We start from the raw sequence: 13,805 nt of genomic DNA on the forward strand, positions 1-13,805 counted from the left end.
CAATCATTATCGTTACGACGGACAGTTGGCGGCATGACCAACCGCACCACGTCCCGTGTCCTGGCCGCCGCCACCGCTGTGCTCGCCCTGAGCGCCGGGGCCGGCTGTTCCACCGGCGGTGCCGCCGGCGCCGATCCCCAACGGGTCGACGTGGTGGCCGCGTTCTACCCACTCCAGTTCCTGGCCGAGCGGATCGGCGGCGACGCGGTCCGGGTCACCAACCTCGCCAAGCCCGGCGCCGAGCCGCACGACCTGGAGCTCAGCCCGAGCCAGGTCGGCCAGGTCAGTGAGGCGGAGCTGATCGTCTACCTGAAGGGTTTCCAGCCGGCGGTGGACGACGCCATCGCGCAGAGCGGTGGCGACCGGGCGTTCGACGTGACCAGCGTGCAGCCGCTGCTGGACGCGACCGCCGGGGGGCACAACCACGAGGGCGAGGAGGAGCACGGCGAGGAGGAGCACGGCGGCGGCAAGGACCCGCACGTCTGGCTCGACCCGACCCGGCTGGCCGGCATCGGCGACCAGCTCGCCCAGCGGCTCGGCAAGGCCGACCCGGACCACGCCGCCGACTACACCGCCCGCTCCGCGGCACTGCGCGCCGACCTGACGGCCCTGGACGGCGAGTTCAACCAGGGATTGCAGACCTGCCAGCGGCGGGAGATCGTGACCAGCCACACCGCGTTCGGCTACCTGGCCGACCGGTACAAGCTCGACCAGGTCGGCATCACCGGGCTGACCCCGGACGTCGAGCCCTCGCCGCAGCGGCTCGCGCAGGTGATCGAGGAGGCGAAGGAGCACCAGGCCACCACGATCTTCTTCGAGACGCTGGTCAGCCCGAAGGTCGCCGAGACCATCGCTGGTCAGGTCGGCGCGAAGACCGCCGTGCTGGACCCGATCGAAGGGCTCGCCGCCGGCAGCGGCGCGGACTACCTTTCGGTGATGCGTACCAACCTGCAGACCCTGCGGACGGCGTTGAGCTGCTCGTGAGCGCACCCGTCATCACCGTCGAGCACGGGGTGGTCGGCTACGACGGCCGCCCCGTGCTCCGGGACGTCTCGCTCACCGTGACCGCCGGGGAGGTGGTCGCGGTGCTCGGGGCCAACGGCTCCGGCAAGTCCACGCTGATCCGCGCCGTGCTCGGGCTGGTGCCGCTCAGCGCCGGCTCGATCACCCTCTTCGACCGGCCGTTGCGCCGCTTCCGGCAGTGGGAACGCATCGGGTACGTCCCGCAGCGGCTGGGCGCGGGCGGCGGCGTGCCGGCCACCGTCCGCGAGGTGGTGGCCTCGGGCCGGCTGGCCCGCCGGGGGATCCTCCGTCCGCCGGGTGCGACCGACCGGGCCGCCGTCGACGCCGCGCTGCACGCGGTCGGGCTCGCCGACCGGGCCGCCGACCCGGTGTCCACCCTCTCCGGCGGCCAGCAGCAGCGCACCCTGATCGCCCGCGCGCTGGCCGGCCAGCCGGAGCTGCTGGTCCTCGACGAGCCCACCGCCGGGGTGGACGCGGCCAGCCAGGAGGCGTTCGCCGCCGCGCTGCGCGGCTTCGTGGCCGATGGCGGCACGGTGCTGCTGGTGGCCCACGAGTTGGGCCCGCTGCGACCGGTGATCAGCCGGGCGGTCGTCGTCCACCAGGGCGGGATCTGTCACGACGGCGCCGTGCCGGATCCGGCCGGCCATCACGCGGAGCCCGACCACGACCACGTGCACCCGCACGGTCCCGACGAGCCCGCCGGGCTGTGGAGCAACTGACCATGGAACTCTTCCAGTACCCGTACATGCAGCGCGCCCTGATCGCCGCCCTGGTGATCGGCCTGGCCGCGCCAGCGCTCGGCATCTACCTGGTGCAGCGCCGGCTCACGCTGATCGGCGACGGCATCGGGCACGTGGCGTTGACCGGCGTCGGCGCGGGCCTGCTGCTCAACCGCTCGCCGGTGCTGGTGGCGGTGATCGTCGCGACCGCCGGCGCGATCGCCATCGAGCTGGTCCGCGCTCGCGGGCGTACCTCCGGCGATCTGGCCCTGGCCCTGCTCTTCTACGGCGGCATCGCCGGCGGTGTGCTGCTGGTCGGCCTCTCCGATGCCACCAGCGCCAACCTCAACGCCTACCTGTTCGGGTCGCTGACCACCATCTCGTCCGCCGACCTGACCACTATCGGGGTGCTCGGCGCGGCGATCCTCGTCACCATGATCGCGTTGCGGCCGGCGCTCTTCGCGGTCAGTCACGACGAGGAGTACGCCCGGGTCTCCGGCCTGCCGGTGCGCACGCTCAACCTGCTGATCGCGGTCACCACCGCGATCACCGTGACCATCGCGATGCGGGCCGTCGGGGTGCTGCTGATCAGCGCGCTGATGGTGGTTCCGGTGGCCACCGCCCAGCAGGCCACCCGGGGCTTCCGCAGCACGATGACCGCCGCCATGGCGCTCGGGTTCTTCGCCGCCGGCTCCGGCGTCTGGGTGGCGGCGACGGCGGACACCGCGCCGGGCGCCTCGGTCGTGCTGGTGGCGATCGCCTCCTTCCTGGTGGTGGCCGTGGCCGGCGGGGTCTGGCGGGCGGTGCGCCGCCGGGCGACCCCGACCGCCGCGCTGGCCCCGGAACCGCACGAGGTCGTGCTCCGCTGAGCCGGATCAGCGGAATGTCCGCGATATTGGTTACCGTTGCAGGATGACCAGCGCAACAGGCTACGAGGGGTTCGATGGGGCCAGCGAGTTGCTCCGCGCCCTGTCGGCGCCCATCCGGCTGGCCATCGTCAGCGAGCTCGCCGACGGCGAGCGGTGCGTGCACGAGCTGGTGGAGAAGCTCGGCGCCGCCCAACCGCTGGTCTCCCAGCACCTGCGCGTGCTTCGCGGCGCGGGCGTGGTGCGGGGTTCCCGCCGAGGTCGGGAGATTGCGTACAGCCTGGTCGACGAGCACGTGGCGCACATCGTGGCGGACGCGGTCAGCCACGCCGGGGAGGGATCATGAGCGAGAGCAGCACAGCGGTGCGCAACACCCGGCAGCGTTCGGCGGTGAGCGCCCTGCTGGGCGAGATGGAGGGCTTCCACAGTGCCCAGGATCTGCACGCGATGCTCCGGCAGCGCGGCGAGCGGGTCGGCCTGACGACGGTCTACCGCACCCTGCAGGGGCTGGCCGACGCGGGTGAGATCGACGTGATGCGTCCACCGGGCGGCGAGCATCTCTACCGCCGTTGCAGCGAGGGGCACCACCACCACCTGGTCTGCCGGGCCTGTGGGAGCACCGTCGAGGTGGCCGGCCCGGCCGTGGAGAGCTGGGCCGACCGGGTCGCGGCTCAGCACGGGTACGCCGACGTCAGCCACACCCTGGAGATCTTCGGCACCTGCCCGACCTGCGTGCACTGACAGCGTCGCCCCGGCCGCGTCGGGGCCGCTCAGGTCGTGGCCGTCCCGGCGGTTGATCCGACGGGTGCCGGGCCGGGCCGTTCGTGGCACGCTGTCCGGCGTGAAGATCTACGCCGATCGCTTTCCGACCGCCGCCCGCCAGTTGTTCACCGACCTGCTCGTCGTCGCGTGGGTGTACGTCGCGATCCGCGGCGCGCTCTGGCTGCACGACCTGGTGCAGAAGCTCGCCGTACCCGGACAGAAGTTGGAGGGCGCCGGCAGCGGGCTCGCCGACAATTTGGGCGAGGCCGGCGGCAAGGTCGGCCGGGTGCCGCTGGTCGGCGACGAGCTGACCGCGCCCTTCCAGCGGGCCGCCGACGCCGCCCGGTCCCTCGCCGATGCTGGCCGCGACCAGCAGCACCTGGTCGACCAGCTCGCCCTCGCGCTCGCCATCGCGGTGCTGATCTTCCCGCTCGGCCTGGTGCTGTTCGGTTGGCTGCCGCTGCGGGTCCGCTGGATGCGCAGGGCCTCCTCGGCCGCACAACTGGCCTCCGGCCCGGCCGGGCGGGACCTGCTCGCCCTGCGCGCGTTGGCCACCCAGCCGCTGGGCCGGCTGACCCGGATAGCGCCGGACGTGGCTGAGGCGTGGCGGCGCGGCGACGACGACACGGTCGACGCGCTGGCCGCGCTGGAGCTGCGCCAACTCGGCCTGCGCGCCAGGAGTCGCTGACTGGCCCGCTAAGGTCGTCGGCGTGTTCTACTTCCTGATCGTCATCGCCGTCCTGCTGCTCGGCTACGCCGCGGTCCTGGTCTCCTTCGTCCGGCGGGGCAAAAAGATCCCGCCCGCGGCGTACCTGGCCCTGGCGGGGCTCAACGGCCTGATCCTGGCGGCGGTGCTGGCCTGGGCGGTCTCCCGCTGACCGCCCGGTGCGACGGCACGCCGGGCGGCACCGGTCACGGCTTGGGCGGGATGCGGCGGCGAACGTCCTGCGCGGTGGACGGGCCGGGCGACCAGCCGGCCACCCAGGGCAGCTCGTCGGACGGCGTGATGACCCCCTCCTCCAGGCCCGCGTAACGGCCGGCGAGGATCCGCTTCGCGGCGGCGGTGTCGACCGAGTCGGTGTTGTCCCAGAGGGCGCTGAACAGCGCGTCCACCCGGACCCGGGCCTGCCGGCAGAACAGGTCGGCCAACTCGACGTTCTCCGGTCGGCTGTCCCGCTCGGCGACGGCCCGGACGCAGACCGCCGACATCGCGAACAGCTCCGCGCCGATGTCCACCACCCGGCCGAGGAACGCCTGCTTGCGCTCCATCTTTCCCTGCCAGCGGGACATCGCGTAGAACGTCGACCGGGCCAGCTTGCGCGACGACCGCTCCACCTGCCGCAGGTGCGCGGCCAGCGGCCCGAACTCGGCGTACGCCGACGGGTTCTGCCCCCGGCCGACGGCCAGGGTGGGCAGCCACTTCGCGTAGAAGGCCCCGGCGCGGGCGCCGGCCCGGGCCTTGCGGCCGAGCCCCGCCTCCGGATCGATGATGTCGCCGGCCACCGACAGGTGGGCGTCGACCGCCTCCCGGGCGATCAGCAGATGCATGATCTCGGTGGAGCCCTCGAAGATCCGGTTGATCCGCAGGTCGCGCAGCATCTGCTCGACGGCGGCCGGGCGTTCGCCGCGGGCGGCCAGCGAGTCGGCCGTCTCGTAGCCGCGCCCGCCCCGGATCTGGATCAGGTCGTCGGCGATCTTCCAGGCCATCTCGCTGGCGTACAGCTTGACCAGCGCCGCCTCGATCCGGATGTCGTTACGGTCGTCGTCGGCGAGCAGGCAGCACAGGTCGAGCATCGTCTCCATGCCGTACGTGGTGGCGGCGATGAAGGAGAGCTTCTGCGCGACCGCCTCGTGCTCGCCCACCGGCCGACCCCACTGGACCCGGTCGGCAGCCCAGTCCCGGGCCACGTTCAGCGCCCACTTGCCGGCGCCCACGCACATCGCCGGCAGTGAGAGCCGGCCGGTGTTCAGCGTGGTCAGGGCGATCTTCAGCCCCTTGCCCTCACCGCCGATGACGTTCTCGGCCGGCACGAACACGTCGTGGAACCGGGTGAGACTGTTTTCCAGGCCGCGCAGGCCGATGAACTCGTTGCGCCGCTCCACCGTGATGCCCGTGCTGTCGCCGTCCACCACGAACGCCGTGATGCCACCGCGCCGACCCTCGGCGGCCGGCACCCGGGCCATCACCACCAGCAGGGTGGCCACGATGCCGTTGGTGGCCCACAGCTTCACCCCGTTGAGCCGGTAGCCGGTGCCGTCCTCGGTCGGCTCGGCGATGGTGGCCAGCCGGGCCGGGTCGGAGCCGACGTCCGGCTCGGTGAGCAGGAACGCGGAGACCTCGCCAGCGGCGAGCCGGGGCAGGAAGCGCTGCTTCTGCTCGGCGGTGCCGAACATCTTCAGCGGCTGCGGCACCCCGATCGACTGGTGCGCCGAGAGCAGCGCGCCGATCGCCGGGCTGACCGAGCCGGCCAGCATCAGCGCCCGGCAGTAGTGCAGGTTGCTCAGCCCGAGACCGCCGTACGAGCGGTCGATCTTCATGCCGAACGCACCGAGGTCGGCCAGACCGTGGAACACCGCGTCCGGAATGGACCCGTCCCGCTCGATGGCGGCACCGTCCACCTCGGACGTCAGGAAGGCGCGGAACCGGCCGAGGAAATCCTCCGCGCGGGCCACATCGGCCGGGTCGGAACGGGGCCACGGATCGATCAGGTCGAGCCGGAACCGGCCGAGGAACAACTCCTTGCCGAAGCTGGGCCGGTCCCAGACGGACTCCCGGGCGGCCTCGGCGACCTGCCGAGCCTCCTTCTCAGAGACCTGCCCGGCCTCTGCCGGCAGCGGCGCCGCGCCGCCCTGGGTGCTGGGGGTGGCGCCGGAGTCGGGGCCGTCCGGTGCAGGTCGGCTGTTCTGCGTCGTGGTCACGGCTGCCCCCTCGAAGCTCGGTGCGGCTGCGTCGACATGCGCGACTACCGTCACGCTACCCCCGGTTGTTACCCAGGGGTAGCGCTCCGTGAAGATCGAGTTCGGCCTCGCCCGACGACGTCAGTCGGCCAGGGCCCGCGGGTCGTCGTCGTCATCGTCGATGTCGTCCTCGCCCCAGTTACGGCGGGCGAACGGCAGGAGCATCCAGAAGGTGAGGAACCAGAGCCCGGTCAGCGCGCTGAGCACGAAGGCGATCGGCCGGTCCAGCACGAAGTCGGTGATCAGCAGCACCGCGCTGACCATCGCGATCAGCATGAAGGCGAGGCCGCCGGTGGCCATCCGGTGGGCGAAACGGACCAGCTCCGGCTTGCGGCCCTGCCGGAACAGCGCCCGGTGGAACGCCACCGGGGAGATGATCATCGCGGTGGCGGCGGCAGCCGCGAGCAGCGCGACGATGTAGACGTCCCGCTGAAACTCGCTGGTCTGGGTGAAGCCGTTGCTGAACGGCAGGGTGAGCAGGAAGGCGAAGAGGATCTGCACGCCGGTCTGGGCGACCCGCAACTCCTGCAACAGGTCGGCGAAGTTGCGCTGCCAACGCTGCTTGTCGGTCTCCTTTGACACGTGCTACCTCCGGTGCGACGGTACTGCCGGCGATCCTGGCCGCCGGCAGCAACGCCAATGCCCCACCCGGCCGAGCACGAAACAGGTTCACGACACCAGTCGGTCACCTGCCCTGCCCGAGCGGGCTCAGGAGCCGCGCCGGATCCGGCCCGCGTACCGGGCCTCCAACTCCGCGTTGTGCGCGTCGCCGTCCGGGATGTTCGCCGACAGGTAGACCGGGGGCCGCTCCCCCGCCGCCAGCAACCGGGCCACCACCTCCACGGTGATCTGCTGGGCCAGCAGAGCCGCGGTGATCGAGGAGACCGCGCCGACCGCGCCACCGCCGGGCAGCGGCAGCGTCGCGTCGCCGTACGGTGCGCCGTTGTCGAGCACCACGTCGGCGAGGTCGGCCAGCTTGCGCCCGGACGGGTGCCGGGAGGCCATCCCACCGGAATGTTGTGCGGAGGTGATCGCCACCAGCCCGTGGCCGCGCTGCTTGACCAACGTGGCGAACTCCACCATCGCGCCGTTGACCCCGGAGTTCGAGGCGAGCACGAAGACGTCAGCGGGCCGCACCGGGGCAAGCTCGTAGAGCCGGTGCGCCACCGCCGGGTCCCGTTCCAGCAGCGGGCCGAGCCGCTCGGCCGGCTCCCCGCCGAGCAGCACCAGATCACGCAACGCGATCCGGTTGGTCGGCACCAGGCCACCGGCCCGGCCGGCGATCTCCATGGCCAGCGCCTCCGAGTGCCCGGTGCCGAACGCGTGCACCACCCCGTCGGCGCGCACCGCGTCGGCGATCAGGTCGGCGGCCTGCTCCACCGCCGCCCGCTGGCTGGCGGCCACCCGGCCGATCGTCTCGGTCACCACGGCCAGGTAGTCCTCGGCACTCACGCTCATGCATCCTCCATCGTCCGGTTGCGGGCCAGCCAGTGCACCGCGAAGTCGACCGCCGCCCGCTGGCTCATCAACCTGCCGGTCCCGATGCCGACCGGTCCGATGCGGACCGCCCCGGTGGCCTCCAGGTCCCGGCCCAACGCGCCGAAGTCGGTCTCGTCGAGCCGTACGTCCTGCCACCACACCCATTCGCGGCCACCATCGGCGGTACGCACCGCCCCGCCCAGCCGCTCTCTGCGCGGGGACGGTCGGCGGTACTCGGCCAGGTGCAGTGAGGTGTTCACGTCATGGTCCACGCCGAGCAGCAGCACGTCGGCGTCCAGATCGTGGAGCCGGGCCAGCGGGGAGCCCTCGCCGAGCATGTCGGCCCGGTCGTGCCCGGCCACCACCTGATCGGCGGCCGGCCCGAGCGCGGCGAACGACACCTGCGGATGCGAGCTGCGCAGTGCGCCCGGCCAGCCACGGACCGTCTCGGCGAGCACACCCATGTACCGGCTCGGGGTGACCGCCGGGTCGAAGCCCGGCATCTCGGCACGGATCAGCGGCCACCAGTCCGCCGGCACCGGCGGGTTGCGCCACTGCGCGGGGTCGCTGTTGTCGGGAGTGTGGGTGGGCACCACGAGGGTGCCGTCCGGGCCGAGGGCGTCGCGCAGGGCGAGCACCACCGCCTGCGGCCCGCCGCAGACGAAGCCCAGCGGGCGCAGCGCGGCGTGCACCAGCAGCGTTGCGCCGGGGCGTACGCCCAGCAGGCGCAGTTGCGCGGCGAGCGACCGCCGGGTGCCCGGCGTGCCGGCGTCCGTCGTCACAGTGGTCCTCCTCGCTGCCCGGCGCGGTTCAGGCCGCGCCGCCGACCCGGGCCAGGATCGCCTCGGCCAGCGGGCCCGGCGCGGCGTCCGGAATCCAGTGACTCACCCCGGGCAGTTGTACGAAGCGGTAATCCCCGGTCACGTTCGCGGCGCACGCGTCCGCGGCGGTCCGGCCGATGGCGATGTCCCGGTCGCTCCACAGGTACGTGGTGGGCACCGCGACCGGGCCGACGTCGGCCAGGTCGGCGCGCGACATCGCCCGGTACCAGTTCAGGGCGGCGGTGAGCGCTCCCGGCTCGCGCATCGGGTCCGCGTAGCGGGCCACCCGGGTCGCGTCGCCCACCCCGCCGAGCAGCTTGCGCAGCGCGGTCGCGTTCCACGCCAGCAGCACCTTCTCCGCCTTTTCCGGCTTGCGGAACAGCGCGATGTACGACGAGCGGGCCTTCTGCTGGCCGTCGTTGGCGAGCGCGTGCGCCATGGCCGCCGGATGGGGCACGGACACCGCGGTCAGCGTGCGGACCCGCGCGGGGTGCTCAGCGGCCATCGCCCACGCCACGACGGCGCCCCAGTCGTGGCCGACCAGGTGAACGGCGTCCAGACCGAGAGCGTCGAGCACCGCCACCACGTCGGCGACCAGCTCGGGGATCCGGTACTCGGCGACCGCCGCCGGCCGGGCGCCCGGCGAGTAGCCCCGCTGGTCCAGCGCGTACGTGCGCAGCCCGGCGGCGTGCAGCGCCGGGACGACCTCGTCCCACTCACCGGAGTGCTGGGGGAAGCCGTGCAGGAGCACGACGGGTGCACCGCCCGATGGGCCACCGGTGCGTACCTCGAACGTGAGACCTCGCGCGTCGACCCGCATGATCGTCAGCCTACCCAGCCGGCGTGGTGCGGGCCGGCCGCCGAGGTGGCGGACGTCCTGCTGGGCCGGCACCCCCGGTCGGTGCTAGCGTCACCGAGACAACTTCACATCCGACAGGGGAGCGCACAGCGCTGAGAGTGCGGGCACGCCCGCAGACCCTCGAACCTGATCTGGGTAATGCCAGCGCAGGGAGTTCGGTCGACCTCCAGCCGCGCCGCCGTCCGGTGCCAACCGGGCTGCGGCGTGCGTCTTCTCCTGGTTCCCATTCAGGACTGGGAGCATCCACATGAACCACACCGACACCAACCGCTGGCGCACCATCGACATCGTGGTCGCCTCGGTGATCGCGGTCGCCTTCGGCGTCATCTTCTGGGCCTGGGGCCTGGTCTGGAGTGCCACCGAGGGCGCCTTCGCCTTCTTCCCGCCGGCGCAGACCCTGCTCTACGGGGTCTGGCTGATGCCGGCCGTGCTCGGCGGCCTGGTCATCCGCAAGCCCGGCGCCGCGCTCTACTGCGAGACGGTGGCCGCGGTCCTCTCCGCGCTGCTGGGCAGCCAGTGGGCCGGCACGGTCATCCCGCAGGGCATCGTGCAGGGAATCGGCGCCGAGTTGGCCTTCGCCGCCTTCCGGTACCGGTCGTTCCGGCTGCCGACCGCGGTACTGGCCGGCGCGCTGACCGGGCTCAGCGCCGCCCTGTTCGACTTCTTCGTCTGGAACGTCGACTACGCGCTCACCGACTACCGCATCCCGTACGCACTGCTCACCATCGTCAGCGCCACGGTGCTCGCCGGCGCCGGCGGTTGGCTGCTCACCCGCGCCCTGGCCAACACCGGCGTCCTCGACCGCTTCCCGGTAGCCCGCGACCGCCCCGCCATCTGACCATCCGTGTCGATCATGAGGTTGACCGGCGGATTGATCTTCGAAACACCCGCCAACCTCATGATCGACCGGGCAGGGTGGATCGGACGCGGAGTGGGGGTGTGGGTGCGGTGAGCGGGGTGCAGTTGCGGGGGTTCGGCTGGCGGCACGCTGGGCGCCTCGCCTGGGCGGTGCGTGGGGTGGACCTGCGGGTCGAGGTTGGGGAGCGGGTGCTGCTGCTCGGGCCCTCGGGGGCCGGCAAGAGCACCCTGCTCAGCGCACTGGCCGGGCTGCTACCCGAGGACTCCGGCGAGCAGGAGGGCACGGTCGAGATCGACGGGCTCGACCCGCGCAAGGGGCGGGAACGGGTCGGCATCGTCTTCCAGGACCCGGAGACCCAGTTGGTGATGGCCCGCTGCGGCGACGACGTCGCGTTCGGGTTGGAGAACCGGGGCGTGCCGGCTGGCGAGATCTGGCCCCGGGTGGACGAGGCGCTGCATCGGGTCGGCTTCCCGTACTCCCGGGATCGGAACACCGCCGCGCTCTCCGGCGGCGAGCAGCAACGCCTCGCCCTGGCCGGCGCGCTGGCGCTGCGACCCGGCCTGCTCCTGCTCGACGAGCCGACCGCCAACCTCGACCCGGCCGGCGCCGACCTGGTCCGGCGTGCGGTGGCCGGCGCGCTGGACGCGGACACCACGCTGATCCTGGTGGAGCACCGGGTCACCGAGGCGCTGCCGCTGGTCGACCGGGTCGTCGTCCTGGAGCCCGGCGGCGGGGTCCGCGCGGACGGGCCGCCCGCGGCGGTCTTCGCCGCGCACGGCGACGCCCTCGCCGCCGAGGGTGTCTGGGTGCCGGGTCACCCCATCGCGCCCCGGCCGGCGACCGCCGCCCCCGGCGAGCTGTTGCTCACCGCCGACCGGCTCGGCCTGCCGCCCCGGCTGGGCCCCACCGACCTGGCGGTACGCGCCGGCGAGGCGCTCGCCGTACGCGGGCCCAACGGCGCCGGCAAGTCGACCCTGGCACTGCTGCTCGGCGGGCTGCTCCGGCCGGGCGTCGGCCGGGTCACCGCGTCCGCCGAGCTGGCCGGGCCGGATCAGCGCACTCCCCCGCACCGGTGGCGGGCACCCGCGCTGGCCCGGCGGATCGGGTCGGTCTTTCAGGATCCGGAGCACCAGTTCGTCACCAGCACGGTCTTCGACGAGTTGGCGCTCGGTCCGCGCCGGACCGGCCAACCCGAGGCGGCCGTCAAGGAGACCGTGGCCGGGCTGCTGGACCGGCTGCGGCTGACCCGGCTCGCCGCTGCCAACCCGTACACCCTCTCCGGTGGCGAGGCGCGGCGGCTGAGCGTGGCGACCGCCCTGGCCACCGCGCCCCGTCTGCTGATCTGCGACGAACCCACCTTCGGCCAGGACCGACGCACCTGGCGGGAGTTGGTCGACCTCTTCGCCGACCTGCGCGACGCCGGGCACGGCGTCGTCACGGTCACCCACGACGCGGACTTCGTCGCCGCGCTCGCCGACCGCACCGTCACCCTGGAGCGATCGTGACAAGCGGGGACGACAACCGATGATCAGCATCGAGCCGGTCGCCGCGCCCGGTGCGCCGCTGGCCCGCCGCAACCCGGTGGCGAAGGTGGCCGCCGCACTGCTCTTCTCGTTCATCCTGCTGGCCACCCTGGACCCGGTGGCCCCGGCGATCGCCATCGCGGTCGAACTCGCCGTGCTGCCGCTGTTCGGCATCCGCTACCGGGTGCTGGCCCGGCGAGCGTGGCCGCTGCTGGTCAGTGCCGCCGGCATCCTGATCACCCTGGTGCTGTTCGCCGCCGACCGGTCCGGCCGGGTCCTGCTGGACGCGGGACCGGTGCTGGTGACCACCGGAGTGCTGCTCACCGCGCTCGGCCTGGTGCTGCGGGTGCTCGCCGTGGCCCTGCCCGGCGTGATCGTCTTCGCCACCACCGACCCCACCGACCTGGCCGACGCGCTGATCCAGAACGCGAAGGCGCCGGCCAGGTTCGCCATCGGTGCGCTGGCCGCGTTCCGGCTGGTGCCGCTGCTCGGACAGGAGTGGCAGATGATCAGCATGGCCCGGCGGGCACGTGGCGTCGACGCCGGGCGCAACCCGGTGGCGAAGCTGCGGCTGTTCACCTCCACGGCGTTCGCGCTGTTGGTCGGTGCGATCCGCCGGGGCACCCGGCTGGCCGTGGCGATGGACGCCCGCGGCTTCGACGCCGGCACGCCGCGTACCGTGGCCCGCCGTCAACCCTTCACCCGCGCCGACACCCTGCTGATCGTCGCCGCAGCGGTGCTGGCCGGCACTGCCCTGACCACCAGCATCCTCCTGGGAACCTTCCGCCCCCTGATCGGCTGACCCCACCCCACCCACAGCAAAGCTGAGGGCGGGGCGGGGCCGACAAGGGTTGGTTCAGCTGCGGCGGAAGGCGTAGCGGCGGGGTTGGCCGGCGCGTTGGCTACGGCCGCCAGCGGAGCGGGGGCCGCCGCCGTGCGGCGGTCCGGCCGTCGGTGCCGCTGGCCGTTCGGCCGCCGGCAGGTCGACCACCGCCGGCACGTTGACCACCGGCGGCACCTCGATCCCTGCCGGCACCTCGGTTGCCGTCGGCAGGTCGGCCAGCGGCAACAGGTCGACCGGCCCCGCCGGCTCGGTCGGCAGCCCCGACCCGACCAGCATGGCCGGTAGGGCCGGCTCGACCGGTGGGAGGTCGGGACGGGTCAGCGGTAGCGGCAGCGAGCCACGGCCGGCTGCCGGGTCGGTGCCGGGCGGCGTCGGTGCGGGGGTACGGGACTTCTTCGGGTTGCGCCTGGCTGGCATCCGGGCCTCCTTCGGGCCGATCGACACGGCCGGTCCCGCGCTCCGGCGGTCGGTCGGTTCGGCTGGTGACCGTCGCAGCGTGACGGTCGAACGGGGAAGGGACTGCTCACCGGGGTCGAGCAGGGCCAGCACCGCCGCACGACGGGTGGGGATGCGGGACGCCCGGGAGCGCACGGACCACGGCGCGGGGCGGCGGGCCGGCTCGGAGAGTGGGGCGTCAGATGCGCATGCCCAGACGCTATCCCGTTGGCGGGCACCGGCGCATCCGGTTTTCCTGGCACGATCGGCACCATGCTGATCGCGTTCTCGATTACCCCGCTCGGTGTCGGTGAGTCCGTCGGTGACCTGGTGGCCGAGGCGGTGCGGGTGGTCCGCGAGTCCGGCCTGCCCAACCGGACGGATGCCATGTTCACCACCGTCGAGGGCGAGTGGGACGAGGTGATGGCGGTGGTGAAGCGGGCGGTCGACGTGGTGGCCGCGCAGGCGCCCCGGGTGAGTGTGGTGCTCAAGGCCGACATCCGGCCGGGAGTGACCGACGCGCTCACCGCGAAGGTGGCCCACGTGGAGAATCGGTTGGCCCAGGGCTGAGCGCTACCGGCCGGTGACCGGCTGTCGACGACGACGCCCGCACTCCCACGCACCGCGATACGGTCGCAGCACGGCAGTGCGACGGTG

The 13,805-nt window shown here is 73.2% G+C and carries 17 protein-coding genes and 1 riboswitch; of the genes, 11 read left to right on the plus strand and 6 right to left on the minus strand.

Translation table 11 applies throughout. The features are described from left to right. Positions 1-33: 33 nt before the first annotated feature. The 7 genes from ACFY29_RS08850 (at position 34) to ACFY29_RS08880 (ending at position 4,248) form a co-directional block, all read left to right on the plus strand. Positions 34-984 (plus strand): metal ABC transporter substrate-binding protein, encoded by a 951-nt coding sequence (locus tag ACFY29_RS08850; protein ID WP_328419276.1) that lies wholly within the window; start codon positions 34-36, stop codon positions 982-984. Next, positions 981-1,742, plus strand: coding sequence for a metal ABC transporter ATP-binding protein (locus ACFY29_RS08855; protein ID WP_355609022.1), 762 nt, complete (start codon positions 981-983; stop codon positions 1,740-1,742). The genes ACFY29_RS08850 and ACFY29_RS08855 overlap by 4 nt, the downstream gene beginning before the upstream one ends. 2 nt (positions 1,743-1,744) lie before the next feature. Further along, a complete protein-coding gene (locus ACFY29_RS08860) occupies positions 1,745-2,611 on the plus strand; it encodes a metal ABC transporter permease (RefSeq protein WP_386984444.1) in 867 nt (288 codons plus the stop codon). Between the two features lie 43 nt (positions 2,612-2,654). Continuing rightward, the gene (locus ACFY29_RS08865) at positions 2,655-2,954 is read left to right on the plus strand and encodes a metalloregulator ArsR/SmtB family transcription factor (protein WP_282257156.1); all 300 of its coding nucleotides are present in this window, start codon (positions 2,655-2,657) and stop codon (positions 2,952-2,954) included. Beyond that, on the plus strand, positions 2,951-3,349 hold the full coding sequence (locus ACFY29_RS08870) for a Fur family transcriptional regulator (RefSeq protein ID WP_328419284.1): 399 nt from the start codon (positions 2,951-2,953) through the stop codon (positions 3,347-3,349). Before ACFY29_RS08865 ends, ACFY29_RS08870 begins: the two co-directional genes overlap by 4 nt. 100 nt (positions 3,350-3,449) lie before the next feature. Further along, positions 3,450-4,058 (plus strand): hypothetical protein, encoded by a 609-nt coding sequence (locus ACFY29_RS08875; protein ID WP_328419286.1) that lies wholly within the window; start codon positions 3,450-3,452, stop codon positions 4,056-4,058. 22 nt (positions 4,059-4,080) lie between these two features. Beyond that, positions 4,081-4,248, plus strand: a complete 168-nt coding sequence (locus ACFY29_RS08880; RefSeq protein WP_328419288.1) for a hypothetical protein — start codon at positions 4,081-4,083, stop codon at positions 4,246-4,248. Positions 4,249-4,282: 34 nt separating this feature from the next. On the opposite strand, the gene ACFY29_RS08885 is transcribed toward ACFY29_RS08880, so the two are convergent. The 5 genes from ACFY29_RS08885 to ACFY29_RS08905 all read right to left on the minus strand — a co-directional run bounded on the left by ACFY29_RS08885 (position 4,283) and on the right by ACFY29_RS08905 (position 9,448). Continuing rightward, a complete protein-coding gene (locus ACFY29_RS08885; protein WP_386984447.1) occupies positions 4,283-6,289 on the minus strand; it encodes an acyl-CoA dehydrogenase family protein in 2,007 nt (668 codons plus the stop codon). Between the two features lie 120 nt (positions 6,290-6,409). Next, positions 6,410-6,910, minus strand: coding sequence for a DUF6328 family protein (locus ACFY29_RS08890; RefSeq protein WP_328419292.1), 501 nt, complete (start codon positions 6,908-6,910; stop codon positions 6,410-6,412). Between the two features lie 126 nt (positions 6,911-7,036). After that, entirely contained in the window at positions 7,037-7,786 is a 750-nt protein-coding gene (locus ACFY29_RS08895) for an SIS domain-containing protein (protein WP_328419294.1), read from the minus strand. Further along, positions 7,783-8,589, minus strand: a complete 807-nt coding sequence (locus ACFY29_RS08900) for an aminoglycoside N(3)-acetyltransferase (RefSeq protein WP_386984449.1) — start codon at positions 8,587-8,589, stop codon at positions 7,783-7,785. Before ACFY29_RS08900 ends, ACFY29_RS08895 begins: the two co-directional genes overlap by 4 nt. A gap of 28 nt (positions 8,590-8,617) precedes the next feature. Beyond that, a complete protein-coding gene (locus tag ACFY29_RS08905) occupies positions 8,618-9,448 on the minus strand; it encodes an alpha/beta fold hydrolase (RefSeq protein ID WP_386984451.1) in 831 nt (276 codons plus the stop codon). Positions 9,449-9,553: 105 nt separating this feature from the next. Further along, a riboswitch (TPP riboswitch) is annotated at positions 9,554-9,658 on the plus strand. Between the two features lie 76 nt (positions 9,659-9,734). Here ACFY29_RS08905 and ACFY29_RS08910 point away from each other — a divergent pair. From ACFY29_RS08910 to ACFY29_RS08920, 3 genes are all read left to right on the plus strand, one after another. Beyond that, positions 9,735-10,325 (plus strand): ECF transporter S component, encoded by a 591-nt coding sequence (locus ACFY29_RS08910; protein ID WP_328419300.1) that lies wholly within the window; start codon positions 9,735-9,737, stop codon positions 10,323-10,325. 110 nt (positions 10,326-10,435) lie between these two features. Continuing rightward, positions 10,436-11,851, plus strand: a complete 1,416-nt coding sequence (locus ACFY29_RS08915; RefSeq protein ID WP_386984454.1) for an ABC transporter ATP-binding protein — start codon at positions 10,436-10,438, stop codon at positions 11,849-11,851. Positions 11,852-11,870: 19 nt separating this feature from the next. Then, positions 11,871-12,671, plus strand: a complete 801-nt coding sequence (locus ACFY29_RS08920) for an energy-coupling factor transporter transmembrane component T (protein ID WP_328419304.1) — start codon at positions 11,871-11,873, stop codon at positions 12,669-12,671. A 54-nt stretch (positions 12,672-12,725) separates the two neighbouring features. On the opposite strand, the gene ACFY29_RS08925 is transcribed toward ACFY29_RS08920, so the two are convergent. After that, positions 12,726-13,130 (minus strand): hypothetical protein, encoded by a 405-nt coding sequence (locus ACFY29_RS08925; protein WP_386984456.1) that lies wholly within the window; start codon positions 13,128-13,130, stop codon positions 12,726-12,728. 291 nt (positions 13,131-13,421) lie between these two features. Here ACFY29_RS08925 and ACFY29_RS08930 point away from each other — a divergent pair, with 291 nt between their 5' ends. Beyond that, positions 13,422-13,718: an MTH1187 family thiamine-binding protein gene (locus ACFY29_RS08930; protein WP_386984458.1), complete on the plus strand. Its 297-nt coding sequence runs from the start codon at positions 13,422-13,424 to the stop codon at positions 13,716-13,718. The last annotated feature ends 87 nt before the right edge of the window (positions 13,719-13,805 follow it).

Origin of the sequence: Micromonospora sp. NPDC000668, assembly GCF_042897975.1 — a bacterium.
Lineage (GTDB): Bacteria > Actinomycetota > Actinomycetes > Mycobacteriales > Micromonosporaceae > Micromonospora.

Bases quoted from the DNA above. Each gene is read 5' to 3' on its own strand.
- ACFY29_RS08850 (WP_328419276.1), top strand. From the start codon at position 34: ATGACCAACCGCACCACGTCCCGTGTCCTGGCCGCCGCCACCGCTGTG.
- ACFY29_RS08860 (WP_386984444.1), top strand. From the start codon at position 1,745: ATGGAACTCTTCCAGTACCCGTACATGCAGCGCGCCCTGATCGCCGCC.
- ACFY29_RS08865 (WP_282257156.1), top strand. From the start codon at position 2,655: ATGACCAGCGCAACAGGCTACGAGGGGTTCGATGGGGCCAGCGAGTTG.
- ACFY29_RS08870 (WP_328419284.1), top strand. From the start codon at position 2,951: ATGAGCGAGAGCAGCACAGCGGTGCGCAACACCCGGCAGCGTTCGGCG.
- ACFY29_RS08895 (WP_328419294.1), bottom strand. From the start codon at position 7,786: ATGAGCGTGAGTGCCGAGGACTACCTGGCCGTGGTGACCGAGACGATC.
- ACFY29_RS08905 (WP_386984451.1), bottom strand. From the start codon at position 9,448: ATGCGGGTCGACGCGCGAGGTCTCACGTTCGAGGTACGCACCGGTGGC.
- ACFY29_RS08910 (WP_328419300.1), top strand. From the start codon at position 9,735: ATGAACCACACCGACACCAACCGCTGGCGCACCATCGACATCGTGGTC.
- ACFY29_RS08920 (WP_328419304.1), top strand. From the start codon at position 11,871: ATGATCAGCATCGAGCCGGTCGCCGCGCCCGGTGCGCCGCTGGCCCGC.
- ACFY29_RS08925 (WP_386984456.1), bottom strand. From the start codon at position 13,130: ATGCCAGCCAGGCGCAACCCGAAGAAGTCCCGTACCCCCGCACCGACG.
- ACFY29_RS08930 (WP_386984458.1), top strand. From the start codon at position 13,422: ATGCTGATCGCGTTCTCGATTACCCCGCTCGGTGTCGGTGAGTCCGTC.